The following is a 20,269-nucleotide window of genomic DNA, read 5'->3' as shown; positions in this document are numbered from 1 at the left end:
CGCTTCACACACTTTTCGAAAGGTTCTTGAACAATGAAACTCGGCGTCTACACCGCGATCTTGCACGACAAGCCCCTGCGTGAGGCCCTGGAGACCATCGGCTCCCTCGGTCTGACGGGCGCGGAGATCAATGCTGGCGGATTCCTGCCGACCCCGCACCTGCCGGTCGACGATCTGCTGTCCGGCGCGGTCTCCCCGCAGGAGTATCTGGCCACCTTCGACGGCACCGGCGTGTCGATCGCCGGACTCAACTGCAACGGCAACCCGCTGCACCCCGACCCCGAGGTCGGCCCCGAGGACGCCGAAGACCTGCGCAAGGCCATCCGTGTCGCGGGATTGCTGGGCGTGGACCGAGTGGTCACCATGTCCGGTCTGCCACAGGCCCATCCGGGCGGGCAGTGGCCGGCCTGGCACGTCAACACCTGGGATTCGGGCTATCTGGATTCGCTGGACTACCAGTGGGATGAGGTGGCCGTGCCGTTCTGGAAAGAGATCGACGCCCTGGCCCGCGAACACGACGTCAAGGTCGCCATCGAAATGCATCCGCAGAACCTGGTGTTCAACCCGCCGACGCTCAAGCGCCTCGTCGACAAGGTCGGCGCCACCAATGTCGGCGCCGAGATGGACCCGTCACATCTGTTCTGGCAGGGCATCGACCCCGTCGCCGCCATCGAGTGGCTGGGGCCGCTGGTGTTCCACGCCGCCGCCAAGGACACCCGGATCAACAAGAACTGCGAGATCTACGGTGTGCTGGACGAGCGGTTCACCCGTATCCCGATGTCGCAGAATCCGACCGGTCTCGGTGGCAAGCACGTGGTGAACAAGTGGCCGGAGGACTCGGCGTGGGATTTCGTCGCCGTCGGCCGCGGGCACGACGTCGACTTCTGGGCCCGTTTCCTGCAAGCGCTGGAGAAGGTCGATCCCGACATGTGGGTCAACATCGAACACGAAGATGTCGAATTCGGTGCGCTGGAAGGCCTACAGGTGGCCGCCGAGAGTCTGAAGTCGGCCAATTCCGTCGGCACCGCCCGCTGACACGCCGCCGAACAGTCAAGGAACCCGCTGATGAAACTCGCCCTCGACCCGACTCCGTTTCACCACAGCCACGAATTGTTGGAGTTCCCGGCACTGGTCGCCGAGCTCGGCTACGAGTATCTGCAGTTGACCCCGCACCGTGACTTCATCCCGTTCTTCAACCACCCGCGCGCCGACGACGATCTCGTCGCGAAGTTCCGCAAGGCCTGTGCGGATGCGGGGGTGGGTGTCGCCTCGGTGCTGCCGGTGCTGCGCTGGTCGGGACCCGACGAGGACGCCCGGGAAGCCGCGGTGCGCAACTGGAAACGCGCCATCCAGATCACCGTCGACCTCGGGGTGAACGTGATGAACACCGAGTTCTCCGGCCGTCCGGAACGTGCCGAGGAATCCGAGCGCGCGTTCTTCCGCTCGATGGAAGAGTTGATGCCGATCATCGAACGCGAGGGCATCGACGTCCGCATCGACCCGCACCCCGACGACTTCGTCGAGGACGGACTGGAGGCGGTCCGCATCATCCGCGGGGTGAACTCACCGAACCTCGGCATGGTGTACGTCGCCTGCCACACTTTCCATATGGGCGGCAACATGTCCGAGATCATGACCGCCGCCGGCGACAAGCTCCGCCTGGTTCACGTCGCCGACTCGATGGACCACCACCGGTCACACGGCTTGCGCTACATCACCAATCCGCCCGGCAACGCCGTGCGCGTGCATCAGCACCTCAAGATCGGCGACGGTGACGTCGACTGGGACGAGTTCTTCGGCGGTTTGGGGCGTCTCGGCTTCTACGATCGCGACGATACGGTGATGGTGTCATCGGTGTTCGCCGAGAACGAGAACGCCGCGGAAGTGTCGCGCTACCAACGCGACACGATGCTCGCCTACATGGGCAAGCACAGTTGATCGGTCTGGCCGCAGTTTCGGAGTCCGGCTTGGGGCCGGAACTGCGGCCAGAACTTGCAAGTGCGGCCAGAACTGTCAGCGCTACGCTCGTGGCATGAATGACCGACTCACGGCTCTCGCCGGACGACGTGTGGTCGTCACCGGCGCCACCAACGGACTGGGGATGGCCACCGCGCGGGCACTCGCACAGGCAGGGCTGCGCGTGGTGTTGGCAGTGCGCGACACCGACCTCGGCATGCAGCGCGCCGACCAGTTCGGCGGCGACTGCGAGGTGCTGCCGCTCGATCTCGCCGACCTGTCGTCGGTACGGGCGTTCGCCGACACTCTCGATGGTCCGATCGACTACCTGATCAACAATGCCGGAGTGTTCCCGCACCAGCATCGCCGCACCACCGACGGCTTCGAATTGGGTATCGGTACCAACTTCCTCGGCCCGTTCGCATTGACAAATCTGTTACTGCCACGCATCGAGCGGCGGATCGTGTCGGTGGCCTCCGACGCTCATCGCGGCGCGAAGTCCATCGATCCCGATGACCTCAACCTCACCCGGTCGCGGTGGAGCCCGCCGCGTGCCTACGCACGGTCCAAGTTGGCGGTGATGCTGTGGGGCCTGGAACTCGACCGGAGGCTCCGGACAAGTGGCTCACCGGTGAGCGCGATGCTGACCACGCCGGGCTGGGTGGCCTCGAACATCTCCAACAAACCGCACCTCGGTATGGCACACAAGGTGGTGCAGGGCGCCGCCGCTCGGTTCGCCAACGATGTCGATGCCGGCGCACAGACCACCCTGTACTGTCTCACCCATCCGATCGCACCGGGCAGCTACGTCGGCGTGGACGGCATATGGGCCCTGCGCGGCGAGCCCGTGCTGTTCGGACGATCTACCGCTGCATGCGATTTCGAGTCCGCCGCCCGACTGTGGGCCAAGGCCGAAACACTGACCGGCATCCCCTTCCCGATCTACTGAACGCGCGTCACAGGTCGAAGGCGGTGCGATAACGCGCGTATGCGGCGTTCACCTCATCCTCGGCGAGACCGAAATCGGCGAGCGCGTAGGTGTGGACGCCGTGGGCGTGCTGGGTGTGGCCGGCCCGGTGACGCTCCATCTGTGCCCGCGTGCCGTCGGTGAGGTCGACGCCCGCCGCGGAGTAGATCCGTGCGACCTGCGCCAGCGGATCGTCGACGAGGTCGTCGTAGAAGACGTCGACGAACACCTCGGGCCGTTGCCGGCGCACCTCGAGGGCGCGGTCGACCATCGCCGCGTTGCGTGCCAGCCAGTGCCGCGCGACACCTTCGGCGTCCACCTGGTCGCTGAACATGGAGTGCCCGTGAGCGAGCATGCTGGAGAACGACGCCGTGGTCCGCAGCGGGTCGCGGTGGGTCTGCACGATCACCGCGACCGGGAACACATCGAGCAGGGAGTCGAGATGTTCGAGATGAGCCGGCGTCTTGAGCACCCAGCGCGGTCGCGGATTCTGGGCGTGCAGGATCTGCAGCAGAGTTCTGAGGTATCGATAGGACGCGTGCATGTCCTGCTGCTGCAGCCACGCCGCGTAGGAGGGCACGTGCAGCATCGCCTCCGGCACCTGCGACAGAAGTGAATACTCTTGCAGCAGAACATCTTCCTCGGGTCCGTCCGCCTCCACCGCGTGGATGGCGAAGAATTGCGGATTCAGATAGCGCAGCGACCATTCGGCGACCCTTGTCTGCGCCACGCGCATCCTCGGCCGACCGGGCCTCTCCCGCCTGCGTGGTAGGAGGTGGACGACCTCCCAGGATCCGACCGCCCGCATGTCCGGGTCGGCCGCGATCAGCCTGTGCAGCATGGTGGTTCCGCTCCGTTGCAGCCCGGCGATGACGATGGGCGGCGTGATGGGCGTCTGCTCGATCGTCGGGTCGCGCCGCAGCAGGTCGGCCACCCGCAACCGGGTGGTGAGGATGCCGTGCAGCCGCGCCCGGATCACCAACGCGCCGAACAGACTCAGCCGGGCTTCATCGATGATCGAGGAACACAACATATCGAGAGCCTCGTCTGCTTGCGGATCGGCATCCCAGGGCAGGCCGGTGGCCCGTTGTGCGCGTCGTCGCAAGGTGTCCGCCGACAGGTCGACCACCGAGACGTCACGCGCCTGCAACATCTCGCCGATGCGGTTGGCCGCGCGAACCGGACGCCGACGAAACGGCTCGAAAGTACTCGACACGGGATCAATCCAGTTGCGCCAGGGCTGACAGCGTCACCACACGAGTCCGCGGCTGCGGATGGGTGGCTGCTTTTATCCAGCGAAACGTCATCGCGCCGCACTCGTGGCCGGCGGTGTCGATCCAATTGGGCAGCCCCGGGTCTCGGTGGGCGACGACGATCCGTACACTCCCGTCGTCGCGGTAGGTCGCTGTGTGCTTGTTGACGTGGATCTGGTGGTAGCGGTAGTCCAGCGACTCCAGCCAGTGATTGTCGAGCTGGAAGTTCCAGCCGTCGCACGAGGGGATCTCAGCGTCGATGACGAGCGCCTCGTCGGGGCCGAGCCGCCAATAACTGTGGTAGTAGATGATGTTCGGGTCGCCACCGGCCTTCGTGGACCGTTCGGGATCGAACATCGGCAATTCGTTGGTATGTTGGGCGAAGTCACGCGCCCACTTCGCGAACAGCATCGACGCCCCGGCCACGAGCAGGCTCGCCTTGCCGAGCCCCGCGTCGAGTTGGGCGGCGGTCAGCGGCGTCGGTGGAGTCGCACCATCGAGGAGTTCGATGTGCAGTTCGGCGGGAACCTCGGCGGTCCGGTCGGCAAAGGTCTGTCGCACGATCAGCAATCCGGTCTGCGGAGTCATCGGCAACCAGTTGCCCGGGTGTTCGGTGGCCGACAGGATGAGTTCGAATCGACCGTCGTCGTCGATGGCGAGCTCGGTGGCCTCGACGTATCCGGTGGTCGGCATTTGGCCGCCCTCACCGTAATTGCCTTCCTGGGTGCCGAATCCCAGATAGTCGACGGTGCCGCGGGTTCCGGTGATGCGGTACTCCAGCGATCCGTCGATGGTGGCGTTGAGATAGTGGTTGTCGGGATTGTCCGATCCCATCTTGGCGGTCTCGTGAATCATCCGACGCAATACCGGCGCGGTGGGATCGGCGTACTCGACGAAGGCCTCGAGGCCGGCCCGGGTGAGCCGGCTGAGGTATCGATAGCCCTCGGCCTGCGTGACGGGGTCGGTCGGCGTGCCAGGGAAGACGATTGCCGCCCCGGCTGCTTTGAGCGTGTCGCAGAACTCGTCCCACGACGTCCCGCTCGCCACGCGTTTTTTCGGCGACGCTGTCGGGCGTCTGACCGCGTAACCGCAGATACGCCACGCGCGCCTTGGTGAACTGCCTCAGTGCTGCCGTCGCGATCGTCCGCCCGTTCATCGTCCACCTCTCCACGCCGTCGGTCTCCATGAGACCACCGCACTCGCACTCCCCGACGGGTTATGGTGCAGGTCATGCCCGATCTCCGACTGGTCCCGCCGATCACCGACGATCCCGCACAGTTCGAACCCCTACGCAGCGAGGTCCGCGCCTTCGTCGCCGAGCAGCGCGCTGCCGGACACATCGGGCGTGAGGTCGACACCTGGCTGACCGGGTGGGACGAGGACTTCACCCAAGCGCTGGCGCAACGCGGCTGGCTGGGTATGACGGTGCCGGTCGAATACGGTGGCCGCGGGCGCGGGCATGTCGAACGGTTCGTGGTCACCGAAGAGTTGCTCGCCGCAGGCGCCCCGGTGGCCGCCCACTGGATCGCAGACCGGCAGGTCGTCCCGTCGCTGCTGAATTACGGCACGGAACAACAGAAACAGCGGTACCTTCCGCGGATCGCCGACGGCACCTGCTTTTTCGCGATCGGCATGAGCGAACCCGATTCCGGCTCCGACCTGGCCAGCGTGCGCACCCGCGCTACACGTGTCGACGGAGGGTGGTCGCTGTCGGGAACCAAGGTGTGGACCTCCGGCGCCCACCGGGCCGAGGCGTTCATCTGTCTGGCCCGGTCACAGGCCCTGGACACCGCGCACCGCCATGCCGGACTGAGCCAGTTCATCGTCGACCTCGACAGCACCGGGGTCGATGTCCGCCCGATTCGGTCGATGGACGGAAGGCACCATTTCAACGAGGTGATCCTGGACAATGTCTTCGTCCCCGACGAGATGGTCTTCGGCACCATCGGCGACGGGTGGACCCAGGTCACCTCCGAACTCGCCTTCGAACGCAGTGGCCCCGAGCGGTTCCTGTCCACCCTGCCGCTGCTCGCCGAGACCGCAGAACAGACGCGGGCGCACATGATTCCGCACCATCCGGACCTGGGACGCTACGTGGCCCGGCTCGCCGGGTTGCATCAGATGTCCACCGCGGTCGCCGGTGCGTTGGCGCGCCACGAGTCTGCCGACACCGCAGCCGCAGTGGTGAAGGTGCTGGGCACCAGCACCGAGGGCAACATCGCCGCGTTCGTCGACACGCTGAGCGACGGGCTCGACCCAGCCCTGGCCGAGCACACCCGTCTGACCCGGACCGCTTTGGTGCAGCGTCCGGGTTTCACCTTGCGCGGCGGCACCAACGAGGTTTTGCGCGGCGTCATCGCCCGCGGTCTGGGGCTGCGGTGATGATCGAGGTGGATCAAGGACTCGCCGAACTGATGTCGGCGGTGTTCGTCGAGCACCGCAGGAAGCGGTCCACAGCACCGGACCGCACCACGGTGCCGACCTGGGACTTGGCACTCTGGGAGCAGCTCGACGAGGTCGGACTGGCCCGATTGACCGGTTCCGAGGCCAGCGGAGGTAGCGGTGCCACCTGGTTCGCCGCCACCGAATTGCTGGATGCCGCAGCCCGGTTCGGCGTACCGACACCCGTCGTCGAGCATGATCTGCTGGCCGGCTGGCTCCTGGACGAGGCCGCCCTGCCGGTAGACGACGCGCGACGATCCGCGTGTGTCACCGACGAACACGGCATCGCGCGGGGAGTCGGTTGGGCGTCCGGCGCCGAGAAACTCGTCGTTGCCTGGCCGCACGCGGGTGGCCATCGGGTCGCCGACGTCGACATCGCCGATGTCGATGTGACCGCCGGCGTCAACATGGCGGGCGAGCCGCGTGACGTCGTCGCAGTTGCCGTTGATCGTCTCGCCGGCGTCGACGTCCCGCCGGGCGTGATCGACCGGTTCGGCCTGCGCGGCGCACTGGCCCGCGCGGTGCAATCTTGCGGGGCTCTCGATGGGGCTGTCGCCCTGAGTGTTTCCCATGCCTGTGCCCGGGAACAGTTCGGCCGACCGCTGGCGCGATTCCAGGCGGTGGCGGCGCTGGTCGCCGACGCCGCGGCCGAAGCCGCACTCGCGCGCGCGGCGACCGAGGCCGCGCTGGCCGCGGCGGTACACAGCGAGTGGTCGGCGCCGAACCTGGCGTTCCTGATCGCGGTGGCCCGGTCATGTGCGGGGCGAGCCACATCGACGGTGGTGCGCAACGCTCATCAGGTTCACGGGGCCATCGGGACAACACAGGAACACGGCCTGCATGAATTCACGCTGCCCGCGTTGGCGTGGTGTTCGGAGTTCGGCTCGGTGCACGCTTGGGAGCAGCGGATCACCGACGCCGCCGTGGACGCGGGCGCCGACGGACTCTGGCCGCTCATCGTCGGGTGAGGCGTGTCGGCGCTCCGCTCCTCAGGGCGCGAAACCCCGCCTCCCCATCACCGCAACCGTGAGCCCCGCGACCACCAGCGCGGCTGCCGTCACGCTCAACGCCAGGATGGCCGGCGACGACCCGAGGAACAGTCCGCCGAGCACGGCCCCGAGCGCGATGCCGAGATTGGAGGTGCCGTTGATCCATGCACCCGCCACCTCGGGCGCCTCATGGAACACGCGCACCGCAGCCGTCTGATACATCGACGGAACGCCGCCGAACAACCCGTTCCACAGGGCGATCGCCACGACGAGACCGACGAACCACGCGTGGGTGAGGCCGACCGCGAGGATGGTGGCGGCCAACAGCGCCAGCACGGTCAGCACCGTCGTGCGCGGGTGTCGGTCGATGGTGCGCCCGACGCAGGCGAGACCGGCCAGGCCGCACACTCCGCACACCAGCAGCAGCGGGCCGATCCAGGATTCGCCGGCGCCGCCGGTCAGCAGGATCACGCTGATGTAGGTGTACACCGTGTACTGGCCGATGAACGTGAGCGTGTTGGAAGTGACCACCACACCGAGCGCCGAGCGGGCGCCGGAGGTTTGGATGCGGCGGCCGGCGGGTGTGCCAGACACCGCCGGTAGGAACCGCAGGATCGCGACCAGGACACCGGCCGCGATCACCGCGAGCACCGCGAACGATCCCCGCCAACCAATCGCGGCGCCCAGTGCCGTCGACAACGGCACACCCAGTACGAATCCCGCGGTGGTGCCACCGGCGACGAGTGCCAGCCCTCGGCCCACCTGTCCACGTTCGACCAATCGCGGGACATAGCCGATGCACACCGAGAAGAAGAGCGCGTGCGCCACGCCGCCGACGACCCGGCCCGCGGCCACCACTGCAAAACTGGGCGCGAACGCGATGAGCAGGTTGCTGATCAGGTAGCCCGCCACCGTGATGAGGATCAGCGGCTTGCGGGGATATCGGCGCGTCGCCACGGTCAGCGGAACCGCGAACACGGCGACCATCACCGCGAACACCGTCACGAGCAGGCCGGTGACGGCGTCGTCGACCCCGAACGCGCCGCCGATCGCCGGGAGCAGGCCCACGGGCAGCATCTCGGTGGTGACCGCGAGGAACCCGGCCATCGCGAGTGCGGCCAGCGCAGGCATGCGTTGCCGAACGCCCTGGCGGCCGTCGGGCGCAGCGGTCGGGGTCGTGAGCATCTCACGAATATAATCGGTGTTCGAGTTTAATGTAAATGCCACAATGTCCCGGTGTCACTCCCGTCTCCCGGCCCGGGCGCCGCGCGTTGGTCGACACCGGCACGGTTGATCGATCTGGTGCGTTCACGCCCCGGCGTCACCCGCGCGGTGGCGGCGCAGGAGTTGGGCATCGGCAGTGGGGCGGCCACCGATCTGATGGCTCGGATGCGCCGACTGGACCTACTCGACGAATCACCCGCGCCGGCGCAGGGTCGCGGACGCCCCACGACGATCCTCGAACCACATCCCGCTGGGCCGCTGGTGGTGATCGCGGAGTTGAGCCCGACCGGGTGGCGGGTGGCCACTGCGGATCTCAGTGGCGAACCCCGGATCGAGGCCGCGGCGGGCCGGTTACGGGGTGGGCCGGATCGGGTGCTCGCCGACATGGCAGACGCGATCGGCGCCGTCGTTCAACGCGACCCGTCACGGGTTCGGGCAGTGTCGGTGTCGGTGGCCGGTGCGGTACTCGACGACCGACTGGTCCAGTTCACGCCGCTGGGCTGGACCGACGTCGACCTCACCCCATTGACCGCGAACCTGTTGGCAGACAGCGACATCCCGATGCTGGTGGCCAACGATGCGACCCTGGCCGGGCTGGCCGAGGCCCGCACCGGGTCGGCGCGCGGTGTCGGCACGGCGTTGCACCTGATCATCGCAGTGGGCTTGGGTGGCGCCCTGGTCGTGGACGGCGTACCGGTTGTCGGCGCACATGGCGGCGCCGGTGAGTACGGGCACGTACCCTTCGGCGATCCGGCCAAGCAGTGTCCGTGCGGTGCGCACGGCTGCTGGGATCTCACCATCGACGGGCGCGCATTGGCCGAGCACCTGGGAGAACCGCCGCCGGACAATGCTTTTGACTATGCCCATGAGCTTCTTCGGCAGCATTCGGCCGGCGCGTCCGACGAACGCCACCAGCGAGCATTCGACCGCGTGGCCGCCGCACTCGGCCGCGGCATTGCCGGCCTCGTCTCGATACACGACCCCGACATGGTCACCCTCGGCGGGCTCGCGACCCCCCTGAGGGCGGCCGCCCCCGAACCTTTCGAGGCGGCCTACCGAGCCGGGTTGATGTCGTTTCGCAAGCACCTGCCGTCACCGGTCGTCGATGGAATCCACGGCGATGACGGGCCGCTGCACGGCGCCGCCCTTCGGGGCGTCGACCACGTCACCACTGTCGACGCGTTGGCCCAATGGGCGCAACGCTGAGCAAGACTCGCTCTTGACGACGCCACTTGGTGCGTCTGCCCGCGTTAGAACGGTGGTGGGCCGGCGTCGGTGACGCGTTTGCGGTTGCGGGCGCGTTCGGCGCGTCTGCGGGCGTGTTTGTTCGCCACCCGTGTGTTGACGCGGGTGCTGCGTTCGATCGTGGAGCCGGTGTGCGGGGGTGGAGCCTGCGCGGGTGCGGTGAACCGGATACGGCGCAGCCCAGGGAACAGATCCTCCTGGGTTTCGGCTTCGCCGGGCACCACCAGGCCTTCGGGGGTGATGTATTCGGTGACCAGCCGCCCGTCGGCATCACGCCACTGATCATCCACCCAGTCGCCGAACGTTTTCAGCAAGTGTCCGGGACGGCATTTCGCGTTCAACCCGACCTCAGTGGTCTGCCCACCGTTGTGCGGACACGCGTGGTCGTACTCATCGACATGGTCGAGGTCGCCACGCCACGCCGAGGTCAGGCATCCAGGTTCGGTGCAATAGCCGTCGCGCAACCGGATGAAGGTGTCCAACGCGGCCGACGGCCGATACGGATCCGACGGCAGATGCGCCGGCAACGTGAACGTGCCATCGGGTTCCGGTTGCGTGTTCGGCGCCACCAGATAGGAGACCTTGGTGTCGGCACGAGCGGCGATGTCGCGCACATGCTCGCCCGAGATCACGCCATGGCCGTCCATGAAACCGGCGTTGTTCGCCATCCCTTTCACGGTGGCCTCGTCGGCGACCACATGCAGCACCGCCCGGCTGTCCACCGGCGGCACCACCCCGGGCTCCGGGATGACCGCGGTGCAATCCTCACTACCGCAGTCGCATTCGAACATGGTGCCCGACAACAGGCAGAACATCGCATCGGATTGTCGTTGCGGCTTGGTGCGCGGATCGTAATCACACACACTGTCGGCCAATGCGGCGACCGCGGCGGCGGCGATGCGTACGTTCTCCGCCGACATCACCCCGGTGATCTCGGCGGTGCCGTCCTCGCGCGGGTGGGTCCACATCCGGCGGTCATCGAGCGCCTGCTGGCGACGTTCACGCACCGCGTCGGGGTCATGACGAAACACGATGCGGTCTATCATGTCGCGGAACCTGGCTTTGCTCCACGTCCCGCGTTTGGTGCGTAGTGTTCGGGCGATGTCGGCATCCACCGCCGGGGCGGCTGATGATTCGGCCAGCAGGTCGGTACGGCTGACCGCCTTCTGGGCGTGCCACGGCCCGATCACGCCGTCACGCAAACATTCCGACACCTCCGGCAGCCGGTCCCGCAACGCGACCGCATCATTGAGCAGTGTTTCCGCGGCGCCACGAGACGTTCCGCGGAGCTTGGCGATACGTGCCGCGGCGTCCGCGAAGCCATCCACCACGAAACCGTCGGTGTCGTCACGCGCAGCGACAAGACGGTCGTAGAGTGCGGCCACCGAACGGTATTCGGCGTAGGCGAGGTACGCACGGCCGCGGTCGAGCTCGGCCATCCCGAGCAAGATGTCGTTGGTGGGGTCCTCATCCGGGTAGGCCGCATCCACACCACCGAGATAGTCACGCGGCAACTGCGGCCACGGCGACGGCGAGGACAACACGGACGACACGAAAGACCCTTCACGGACTCGACACTGATCACAACCAACCGATGCAGGATCTTCTTCGATATGCCACCCGCCATGAACGACACCGACCCCGAGGCCGAATGTCAGCGAGTTCGCGCCCACCCGTTTCGCATCAACTCATCCTGCTGCAACCACGCTACGACACAGCACCGACAAATTTATCTGCGCAGGCCAGAGTGCCTATTTTCGACCGGAAGTCAGAGCACTTTCCCGATGGCGCCGGTCAGCTTCTCCGGCTTGGTCGTTGGGGCGAACCGGTCCACCACGTTGCCATCGCGGTCGATCAGGAACTTGGTGAAGTTCCACTGAATTCGGCCGCCGAGCAGACCGCGCTTCTGTGCCCGCAGCCACTCGTAGAGGGGATGTGCGTCGGAGCCGTTGACGTCGATCTTGGCGAACATCGGGAACGTCACGTCGTAGGTCAGCGAGCAGAAGTTCTTGATCTCCTCGGCATCGCCGGGCTCTTGATGAGCGAACTGGTCGCAGGGAAAGCCCAGCACCCGCAACCCTTTGTCCGCGAACTCGCGGTTGAGTTGTTCGAGGCCCTCGTACTGCGGAGTGAAGCCACACTTCGACGCCGTGTTGACGATGAGCAGCGGCAGCCCCGCGTACGTGGACAACGGCACCGGAGTGCCGTCGATGTCGGTGGCGGTGAAGTCGTAGGCGGTCGTCTTGTCGGAGCTGGTCATCGGTACCCCCCTGTCGATGCCGGTCAGGTGTAGGCCGGCGTGCCGAGAATCTGGTCACATGCGGTGACACCTTCGACAATGCCACGTTCAAAGGCCGCGCCGCGCTCGGACCCACTGCCATGCGACGTCCGCTCTGGCAGCGAGTACATGAACGCCGTCGCCTCATCGCGTTCGGCAGCGGTCATCTCGCCGCGCCGCACGAACCACGACCACGCCGCCCCCGACCAGCAATCGCTGGCCCACTCGAGTCGCCGCAGCGCGTCGGGGGGACCGAAAACGGTCACCGACACCGGCTTCAGACCGATGGCCTCCTGCACGCCGTGGCTGGACTCGTGTACGAACGTGGTCAACGCCCGCGCCGGCGTCCGGATCAGCGCCGCATCGGTGACCCAGTTGACGAAGGTGATGGTGTTGCAGTGGTGCAGACCGAGATTGAGCACCGTACCGACTTCGGCGTAGACGCACACATCCCGGTTCTGCGGATTCCACGAACCGCCCAGTGCTGGATTGCTCACCGCCACCGTCCGACGGACCGCCGTGGATCGTCCGGTGTGATCGAGCCACTCGCGGGTCAGTGCGACCGCACAGGCCACGTTGTCTCGCGGCAGTTGCGCATTCCGGCACAACGAGCGGTCGCCGTTTATGGTCACCGTCCCGGCGGGTGCGGGCGCCGCGGAAACGCCGGGCGCACCGCTCATCCCCGTGAGCACGAACGCCCCGACCACCACCAGGAGAAGTTTGCGCCCGACCATGTCGTCACCGGTGTCCGGACGTGTTCACGGTTTCGGTGGATTCAGCATCGGTACCAGGTACCGGCGCGCAATGGCCGCCAACTGCTCGTCGTCGTGCACGTCGACGAGTTGACTGGGCACGGTGAGGAACGAGTTCGAGAATCGGACCATCATCTCCGCGGTCAGCTCGGTGTCGAGGTCGGCGGCGATGTTGCCGGCCGATTGCTCCTTGCGCAGTTGCTGGGCGAGGAACTGGCGGACCGCTGCGAGCATGCGGCCGTCGTCGGCGCCGATCGAACCGGCGAGCAGGGTCGGTTCGGTCTCGATGAGGCCACCGATGAGGGGGTTGCCGAGGATCGATCGCAGCGAACTGACGAAGCCGAACACCACGCGTTCCTCCGCCGTGTCCGCCTCGCCGATGTCGGCGAGAAAGCGCAGGAAATACCGCCGAAACTCGCGCAGGATGACCTGCTCGACCAGCGCATCCTTCGTGTCGAACTTCCGATAGATGGTCACCCGGGACAACCCGGCCCGCCGGGCGACCTCATCCATCGACGATCGCTGGATGCCCATGCGGCAGAACTGGTCGAAGGCGGCGTCGAGCAACCGGGCCCGGGTGGGGTCGTCGGGCTCGTCGAAATCGCCACCCACCACCGCCACATAGGCCCGCTGCAGCAGGGATGGGGATTGCGGAGGCGACTGGATGCCCGGCGTCGCGGCAGCTTGGCCTGGTTTCACTCTCACTCCTCGCCAGTCGTGCGCGAAGCATACCGCGAGGCCTCTGCGTTAGCCGTCAGCACGTGTGACTACACCTGTGACCACTTTGCCTTGTGAGTGGTGTCACACTGTGATAGTTCTATGTAACAGAGTTACAGCCTTTGTTACATCGCTTCATCATGATCGGGGCGTCATCGAGTCGGGTGGCGAAGACGGGAGCCAAGAAAAATGGAGAATCTGAGCAGGCGGAACATGTTGAAGGCCGGCGGCACGGTGGGCGCAGTGAGCGCTCTCGCGACCGTCAGCCAAGCAACACCGTGGACGTGGTCACCGGCGGGTTCGGTACCCGGACGGGGCAGCGGCGCCAACCCCCAGGGGGTCTGGGACGACGAGGCCGACCCCGTCGTGGCGAAGCTCTTGGAGCGCGGCCAGGTGCAGCGGGTCAATGAACTACTCCGCGGATGGACCAAGAACGGCCAGCCGTTGCCGGCCGGTCTCCCGAACGAACTCCGTGACTTCATGGAACACGCGCGTCAACTGCCATCGTGGACCGACCGCGGCAAACTCGAGACGGCGGTGCGGTTCAACCAGAAGCGAGGCACGTACCTCGGCGTCCTGTACGGCTTCGCCAGCGGCATGATGAGCACCGTCATCCCCCGCGAAGCCCGGGCGGTCTATTACTCGCAGGGTGGCGCGGACATGAAGGACCGCATCACCAAGACGGCCAAACTCGGTTACGACATCGGTTCGCTCAACGCTTATCGACCCGACGGCGAGATGATCGTCACCTGCCTCAAGACCCGACTGGCCCACGCATCGGTGCGCACTCTGCTGCCGCAGTCGCCCTGGTGGAACCACTCGGCGCAGGAGAAGATCCCGATCAGCCAGGCCGACATCATGGTCACCTGGCACAGCCTGCCCACCACCGTCATGCGCATGCTGGAACGGTGGAACGTGCCGATCGCCGCCGACGAATCGGACGGCTTCCTGCACTCGTGGCAGATCACCGCACACATGCTCGGCGTCCAGGACCAGTACATCCCGAACTCCTGGAACCAGGCAGATGCGCAGGCCCGGCAGGTGTTGGACCCGATCCTCGCCCCGACCCCGGAGGGCAAGAAGCTCGCCGACATTCTGCTCGATCTCGGCATGAACCTCGACCTGAGCCTGTTGTCGCGCGGCGTGCTGGGTGCGCTCACCCGGTTCATGTTGGGTGACAAGATCGCCAACTGGCTCGAGATCCCGCGTGAGCCGGTGTGGAGCCCTCTACTCGAGACAGCCTGGGGGCCCTACGTTCTCGTTCGCGAAGGACTGCTCCAGGTGGGCATGCCGAAGGAGGCGTACTGGCTCTTCGACGAGTTCCTGCGCCAGTTCGTGCTGTTCTACATGTCCGAGCTGCGGATGCCGATCAACATCACCATCCCGGTGGCCAACAACCCGCGCTACAACTGAGGCCGGTACCGCTGTACACCAACGAAAGTCGGGGGAAGCACGATGACCGTGCGCGGCTGGTTCGTGGTGCTTGTCGTCGTGGTGGCCGGATTCGTCGTACCGGCCACTGCGGCGGCGGTTCCTGCGCCGTCACATCACGCGAAATGTCCTGACCTGTACGTCTTGGCCATTCCGGGCACCTGGGCCGACGCCGCCGCCCCCGGGATTCTGCGTGAGATCACCAGCGATCTCGGACCCCGGACGCTGGTTCACTATGTCGGCTACAGCGCGACCGCCTTCCCTTGGGAGACAGCCATCTACGGTCGATCCAAGGCGCAGGCGGTGGCCAACACGACCGGCTTGGCCCGTGCCATGGTGCGCCGCTGTCCCGGCACCAGGTTGGCGATCACCGGCTATAGTCAGGGCGCCGACGCGGCCGGGGACGTGGCCGCCGAGATCGGCACCGGCCGTGGCGCGATCCGGCCAGAGCAGGTGGCCGGGGTGGTTCTGATCTCCGATCCCCGCCGCTCCCATCGGGACAACCTGGTGGGCCCACGACTGACGGGCCAGGGCAGCGGCGGACCGCGGTTGTCCGGCATGGGCTACCTGAGCCCACGCACCTACAGCATCTGCGCGCCACGGGACCTGTACTGCAACACGCCGCGCGACTATTACGTGACCCGGATCGTCGGGTATCTCGCCGAGACCAGCGACCCCACCCCGAGTCAGATGGGTCAGTATCAAGCCGAAGCCGGCGCCATCCTCGACGAACTGCTCGCCCAGGGTGGCATCGGCGCGGTCGGCCGTGAGGTGAGCAATCAGCGTGCCCGCCAGCAGATCACCGTGTTCAACAGGTTTCTGCAGTCCGGCGTGCACACCAACTACGCGGCCTTCGTGGTCGCCCCCGGAGTCAGCGCCGTGCAGTGGGCGCACAACCATCTCGCAGCCCTGGCCTCCGCTCATTCCTGACCCATGATCTGGAGCACCGTGTGATGGACAAGCAGATTCTCGAAGAAAGCCTGGCGTCGGTGGACCTCCCCGACTACGGCCTGACCGTGCGGTTCTACGAAATCCTGTTCGAGAGATATCCCGACGTCGAGCCGATGTTCCAGCGCGACAACAAGGTTCAGGCGGCGATGCTGCGCACCGCCATTGTGTCGGTAATCGACAACCTCGATGACGGCGAGTGGTTGACCACCAACCTCGAGTCCCTCGGACAGCGGCACGCCGCGATGGGTGTCACCGCACCGATGTACGAGGCGGTCGGCGAATGCATGATCGCGGCGATGACCGAGATCGGCGGTGACGCGTGGACGCCGGCGATGACGAGGGAATGGGGCGAGGCGCTCAGCGCAGTGTCGGCGCTCATGCTCGCCGGATACCCGCACACCTGACAGCCACGTTTCGGTCGCCGGTCACCGGGGAACACCTTGGGTGAACACGCATACAAAAGGTGTGAACGTATGAAGGCCATCCAAATCGTCAAGCCCGGCAACGAACCCGAACTCCGCGAGGTCGACAAACCCACGCCAGGTCCGGGCCAAGTACTGCTGAAGGTGTCAGCCACCGGCGCCTGCCATTCCGACGACTTCGTGTTGAACATGCCGGCCCACGGTTTTCCTTATTCGCTACCGATGACGCTAGGACACGAGGGCGTCGGTGTGGTCGCGGAGACCGGCACCGGCGTGGACAACGTCTCGGAGGGGACCGCGGTGGCGGTATACGGACCGTGGGGATGCGGAGTGTGCCACTTCTGTTCGCGTGGGATGGAAACTATTGCAGTCGCGCAGCCGAGCTGTCGATCACCCCACCCGGCCTGGGCGTCGACGGTGCGATGGCCGAGTACATGCTCGTCGACGACCCGCGCCATCTGGTGCCCATCGGCGATCTCGACCCGGTGCGCACCGCACCTCTCACCGACGCCGGACTCACCCCGTACCACGCGATCAAGGCGTCGCTGCCCAAGCTCGTCGGCGGCACCACCGCCGTGGTCATCGGCGCCGGCGGACTCGGGCACGTCGCCATCCAGTTGCTGCGTCACCTGACCCCGTCCCGGATCATCGCGCTCGACGTGACCGAGGACAAGCTGTCCTTTGCCAAGGAGGTCGGTGCCCACGAGGCCGTCCTGAGCAACGACGATGCCGTCGACAACGTCCGCGCGATCACCGGCAAGGACGGGGCGACGGCGGTTTTCGACTTCGTCGGCTTTCAACCAACCCTCGACATCGCGATGGGTGTGGTGGGCACCATGGGTGACGTCGTCATCGTCGGCCTCGGTGACGGCGCCGCCACCGCCAAGGTCGGCATGTTCACCCAGCCCTACGAAGTATCGGTACGCGCACCCTATTGGGGTTCACGCAGCGAACTGATGGAGGTACTCGAGTTGGCGCGCGATGGAGTGCTCGACGTGTCCGTGGAGAAGTTCGCCCTCGACGACGGCCTCGACGCCTACCGCAAGCTCGCCGCCAACGACCTGCGCGGACGGGCGGTCGTGGTGCCGGGCTGAATTCGGTCCCACACCACACTCACTCGGTACGGTCAGTTCATGCGCTACGGAATCTGCATCCTGCCCGACCAGCCGTGGACGTCGACCCGACCGCTGTGGCAGCGTGCCGAACAGATGGGCTTCGACCACGCCTGGACCTACGATCACCTGGTCTGGGGCGGACTTCCGGATGCACAGTGGTTCTCCTGCATTCCCACGCTGACCGCCGCGGCCACGATCACCGAGCGCATCGGGCTCGGCGCTTTCGTGGTGTCGCCCAACTTCCGGCATCCCGTGGCGTTTTCTCGTGAGGTCCAGACACTCGCCGACATCTCCGACGACAGGTTCCTGCTCGGCCTCGGTGTCGGTGGTACCCCCGACGACACACTGCTCGGGCAACCCGAGGTCACCGTCGGGCGGCGCGTGGACCGCTTCCACGAGTTCACCGATCTGCTCGATCAGACTCTGCGCGTCGACCACGTGACCGCCGACGGCGAGTTCTACCGGGCGCGCGACATGCGGTTGGTCGGCGGCAGCGTGCGTGAGCGGGTGCCACTGTTGTTGGCGGGCAACGGGCCCCGGAATGTGCGGTTCGCCGCCGAGCGTGGTGACGGCTGGATCACCACCGGTACATCGGCATCCTCGCTCGACGAGTGGTTCGGCGGCGTGGCACGGATGTGTCGTGTGCTCGACGAGGCGCTCGCCCAACGCGCACGCGCCGACTTCCCTCGGTATCTCAGCCTCGACGCCTCCCCGCGCAATGCGCTGGAAAGTGTGCACCTGTTCGACGACATGGTCGGGCGTGCCGCGAACCTCGGATTCACCGATGTCATCGTGCACTGGCCACGCGACGATGAGCCCTACCGTGCGCCACTCACCGTGCTGGAGGCACTGGCGGCCCGCGGTCTGTCCTGACTCCGACACCGCGACCGCCGGCCGTCGATAGACTCGGCCGGGTGAGTGTGCGTGCGGGCATCGTGGTGACCGGGACCGAGGTGTTGTCGGGGCGGGTGGCCGATCAGAACGGGCCGTGGGTGGCCGATCGCCTCCTGACGATGGGGGTCGACGTCGCCCACATCACCGTCTGCGGTGACCGGCCCGCCGACCTGCTCGCGCAATTGCGTTTCCTGGCCGCCGACGACGTCGACCTCATCGTGACGACCGGTGGGCTCGGCCCGACCGCCGACGACCTCACCGTCGCGACCGTCGCCGACTTCTGCGGACGCGCCCTGAATCTCGACGCCGAACTCGAGGCACACATCACCGCGATCATCGACCGCTGGATGAAGCGCCGCAACGCCCAACCGGACAGCTCCCCCCTGCGCGCCGGAATCCGCAAGCAGGCACTGGTTCCCGACGGTGCCGTACCGATTCCACCCACCGGTACGGCACCCGGTGTGGCGATCCCGGTCGACGGGGCCGGCATGCCGACGATTCTGGTGCTGCCCGGACCGCCGCGTGAACTGCAGGCGATGTGGCCGACCGCGCTCGACACACCACCTGTCCGCGATGCGTTGGCGGCGCGGATCGATCACCGCCAGGAGGTGATTCGTGCCTATGGGCTGTCGGAGGCCGATCTCGCCGAGACGTTGCGCTTGGCCGACGACACGATCAGCGGTGTCGGCGATCTGGAGGTCACCACCTGCCTTCGGCACGGTGAACTGGAGATGGTGACACGCTTCGTCGCCGAGGCGGCACCCGCCTACGCCGAACTGGCCGCGCTGATCGCCGAACACCATGGGAAGCAGGTTTTTTCCACCGATGGATCGACCATCGACGACCAGGTCGTGGCCGCGTTGTCCGGTCGGACCATCGCGACGGCCGAATCCTGCACCGGCGGCATGGTCGCGGCCCGGCTCACCGATCGCGCCGGGTCGTCGGCCTATCTGGTGGGCGGTGTGGTCGCCTACGCCAACGAGGTCAAGTCCGGGCAGCTCGGCGTTCCGGCGGCGATGATCGCCGAGCACGGTGCGGTCAGCGAGCAGGTGGCGGCCGCGATGGCCGACGGCGCCGCCGACCGGCTCGGCGCCGATGTCGCGGTCTCCACCACCGGGATCGCCGGACCCGGTGGTGGTACGGACATCAAGCCGGTGGGCACGGTGTGCTTCGGGGTGGCCGTGTCCGGCCGGCCCACCGCGACCTGGACGCGATATTTCCCCGGTGATCGCGCCAATGTGCGGATGCTGTCCACAGTGGCGGCGATGCACCTGGTGGCGGGCGTGCTGGACGACCCTTCGTGACGAGGACCGAGGTACCGAACGCCGCACCAACCGGATAGCTGGGCAGTAGCCGACAGATCCGGCTTGATAGCCTGCACGCAGAGAACGGTGCCCATCCGCGGTATGCGGATGTCAGGGAACCCGGTGAGAATCCGGGACTGGCGCGCAACGGTGTGGGAAGACGAGCTTCGTCCATCCCGAGTCCGACTACCTGCCGTTCTCGTATGAGTCCACCGGGTATCTCGCGCACAGATCCCCCGACATCACGAGGTAGCCGTGCACAACGCTCACCGTCATCACCCTCCCATGTACGAGACGACACCTCGGTCACGGTGGTGACCGCCCGCGCG

The 20,269-nt window shown here is 66.6% G+C and carries 18 protein-coding genes, 1 pseudogene and 1 riboswitch; of the genes and pseudogenes, 12 read left to right on the top strand and 7 right to left on the bottom strand.

The features are described from left to right. Window positions 1-33: 33 nt before the first annotated feature. From ACIGKQ_RS18555 to ACIGKQ_RS18545, 3 genes are all read left to right on the top strand, one after another. Entirely contained in the window at window positions 34-1,035 is a 1,002-nt protein-coding gene (locus ACIGKQ_RS18555) for a sugar phosphate isomerase/epimerase (protein ID WP_328715552.1), read from the top strand. 30 nt (window positions 1,036-1,065) lie between these two features. Then, the gene (locus ACIGKQ_RS18550; protein ID WP_235722998.1) at window positions 1,066-1,938 is read left to right on the top strand and encodes a sugar phosphate isomerase/epimerase family protein; all 873 of its coding nucleotides are present in this window, start codon (window positions 1,066-1,068) and stop codon (window positions 1,936-1,938) included. 94 nt (window positions 1,939-2,032) lie between these two features. Beyond that, window positions 2,033-2,905, top strand: a complete 873-nt coding sequence (locus ACIGKQ_RS18545; protein WP_396574644.1) for an SDR family NAD(P)-dependent oxidoreductase — start codon at window positions 2,033-2,035, stop codon at window positions 2,903-2,905. A 7-nt stretch (window positions 2,906-2,912) separates the two neighbouring features. Here ACIGKQ_RS18545 and ACIGKQ_RS18540 read toward each other — a convergent pair whose 3' ends face one another. Both ACIGKQ_RS18540 and ACIGKQ_RS18535 read right to left on the bottom strand, forming a co-directional pair. Next, window positions 2,913-4,139 carry a sulfotransferase family protein gene (locus tag ACIGKQ_RS18540; protein WP_396574643.1) on the bottom strand — a complete coding sequence of 409 codons (1,227 nt, stop codon included), beginning with the start codon at window positions 4,137-4,139 and terminating at the stop codon, window positions 2,913-2,915. A 4-nt stretch (window positions 4,140-4,143) separates the two neighbouring features. Further along, window positions 4,144-5,223, bottom strand: coding sequence for a DUF1214 domain-containing protein (locus ACIGKQ_RS18535; protein ID WP_396574642.1), 1,080 nt, complete (start codon window positions 5,221-5,223; stop codon window positions 4,144-4,146). A 183-nt stretch (window positions 5,224-5,406) separates the two neighbouring features. On the opposite strand from ACIGKQ_RS18535, the gene ACIGKQ_RS18530 reads away from it, so the two are divergent. Continuing rightward, the gene (locus ACIGKQ_RS18530; RefSeq protein ID WP_396574641.1) at window positions 5,407-6,558 is read left to right on the top strand and encodes an acyl-CoA dehydrogenase family protein; all 1,152 of its coding nucleotides are present in this window, start codon (window positions 5,407-5,409) and stop codon (window positions 6,556-6,558) included. Continuing rightward, a complete protein-coding gene (locus tag ACIGKQ_RS18525) occupies window positions 6,558-7,586 on the top strand; it encodes an acyl-CoA dehydrogenase family protein (RefSeq protein WP_396574640.1) in 1,029 nt (342 codons plus the stop codon). The genes ACIGKQ_RS18530 and ACIGKQ_RS18525 overlap by 1 nt, the downstream gene beginning before the upstream one ends. A 21-nt stretch (window positions 7,587-7,607) precedes the next feature. Here the strand turns inward: ACIGKQ_RS18525 and ACIGKQ_RS18520 are convergent, their stop codons facing one another. Then, complete coding sequence (locus tag ACIGKQ_RS18520; protein ID WP_396574639.1) at window positions 7,608-8,792, bottom strand: MFS transporter; 1,185 nt, start codon at window positions 8,790-8,792, stop codon at window positions 7,608-7,610. Between the two features lie 51 nt (window positions 8,793-8,843). On the opposite strand from ACIGKQ_RS18520, the gene ACIGKQ_RS18515 reads away from it, so the two are divergent. Then, window positions 8,844-10,037, top strand: coding sequence for an ROK family protein (locus tag ACIGKQ_RS18515; RefSeq protein WP_396574638.1), 1,194 nt, complete (start codon window positions 8,844-8,846; stop codon window positions 10,035-10,037). 44 nt (window positions 10,038-10,081) lie between these two features. Here ACIGKQ_RS18515 and ACIGKQ_RS18510 read toward each other — a convergent pair whose 3' ends face one another. The 4 genes from ACIGKQ_RS18510 to ACIGKQ_RS18495 all read right to left on the bottom strand — a co-directional run bounded on the left by ACIGKQ_RS18510 (window position 10,082) and on the right by ACIGKQ_RS18495 (window position 13,805). After that, window positions 10,082-11,629: a DUF222 domain-containing protein gene (locus ACIGKQ_RS18510; RefSeq protein WP_396574637.1), complete on the bottom strand. Its 1,548-nt coding sequence runs from the start codon at window positions 11,627-11,629 to the stop codon at window positions 10,082-10,084. A gap of 215 nt (window positions 11,630-11,844) precedes the next feature. Further along, the gene (locus ACIGKQ_RS18505) at window positions 11,845-12,336 is read right to left on the bottom strand and encodes a glutathione peroxidase (protein ID WP_396574636.1); all 492 of its coding nucleotides are present in this window, start codon (window positions 12,334-12,336) and stop codon (window positions 11,845-11,847) included. Window positions 12,337-12,359: 23 nt separating this feature from the next. Continuing rightward, a complete protein-coding gene (locus tag ACIGKQ_RS18500) occupies window positions 12,360-13,088 on the bottom strand; it encodes a hypothetical protein (RefSeq protein ID WP_396574635.1) in 729 nt (242 codons plus the stop codon). Window positions 13,089-13,112: 24 nt separating this feature from the next. Beyond that, window positions 13,113-13,805: a TetR/AcrR family transcriptional regulator gene (locus ACIGKQ_RS18495; protein ID WP_396574634.1), complete on the bottom strand. Its 693-nt coding sequence runs from the start codon at window positions 13,803-13,805 to the stop codon at window positions 13,113-13,115. A 207-nt stretch (window positions 13,806-14,012) separates the two neighbouring features. Between ACIGKQ_RS18495 and ACIGKQ_RS18490 the strand changes: the two genes are divergently transcribed. The 6 genes and pseudogenes from ACIGKQ_RS18490 to ACIGKQ_RS18465 all read left to right on the top strand — a co-directional run bounded on the left by ACIGKQ_RS18490 (window position 14,013) and on the right by ACIGKQ_RS18465 (window position 19,940). Continuing rightward, entirely contained in the window at window positions 14,013-15,236 is a 1,224-nt protein-coding gene (locus tag ACIGKQ_RS18490) for an oxygenase MpaB family protein (protein ID WP_396574633.1), read from the top strand. Window positions 15,237-15,278: 42 nt separating this feature from the next. Continuing rightward, a complete protein-coding gene (locus ACIGKQ_RS18485) occupies window positions 15,279-16,184 on the top strand; it encodes a cutinase family protein (RefSeq protein WP_396574632.1) in 906 nt (301 codons plus the stop codon). Window positions 16,185-16,207: 23 nt separating this feature from the next. Continuing rightward, window positions 16,208-16,609, top strand: a complete 402-nt coding sequence (locus tag ACIGKQ_RS18480) for a globin domain-containing protein (protein WP_396574631.1) — start codon at window positions 16,208-16,210, stop codon at window positions 16,607-16,609. 69 nt (window positions 16,610-16,678) lie between these two features. After that, window positions 16,679-17,721: pseudogene (locus ACIGKQ_RS18475) on the top strand (NAD(P)-dependent alcohol dehydrogenase). Window positions 17,722-17,760: 39 nt separating this feature from the next. Next, the gene (locus ACIGKQ_RS18470; RefSeq protein WP_235723014.1) at window positions 17,761-18,615 is read left to right on the top strand and encodes an LLM class flavin-dependent oxidoreductase; all 855 of its coding nucleotides are present in this window, start codon (window positions 17,761-17,763) and stop codon (window positions 18,613-18,615) included. Between the two features lie 41 nt (window positions 18,616-18,656). Continuing rightward, window positions 18,657-19,940 carry a competence/damage-inducible protein A gene (locus tag ACIGKQ_RS18465; protein ID WP_235723015.1) on the top strand — a complete coding sequence of 428 codons (1,284 nt, stop codon included), beginning with the start codon at window positions 18,657-18,659 and terminating at the stop codon, window positions 19,938-19,940. Between the two features lie 68 nt (window positions 19,941-20,008). Next, window positions 20,009-20,153: riboswitch (cobalamin riboswitch) on the top strand. Window positions 20,154-20,269: the final 116 nt, after the last annotated feature.

The organism is Gordonia sp. NPDC062954, from assembly GCF_044543825.1.
GTDB lineage: Bacteria > Actinomycetota > Actinomycetes > Mycobacteriales > Mycobacteriaceae > Gordonia > Gordonia tangerina.
Note: the sequence above shows the minus strand (reverse complement) of the source record. Positions and strands in the feature narration are given on the sequence as shown.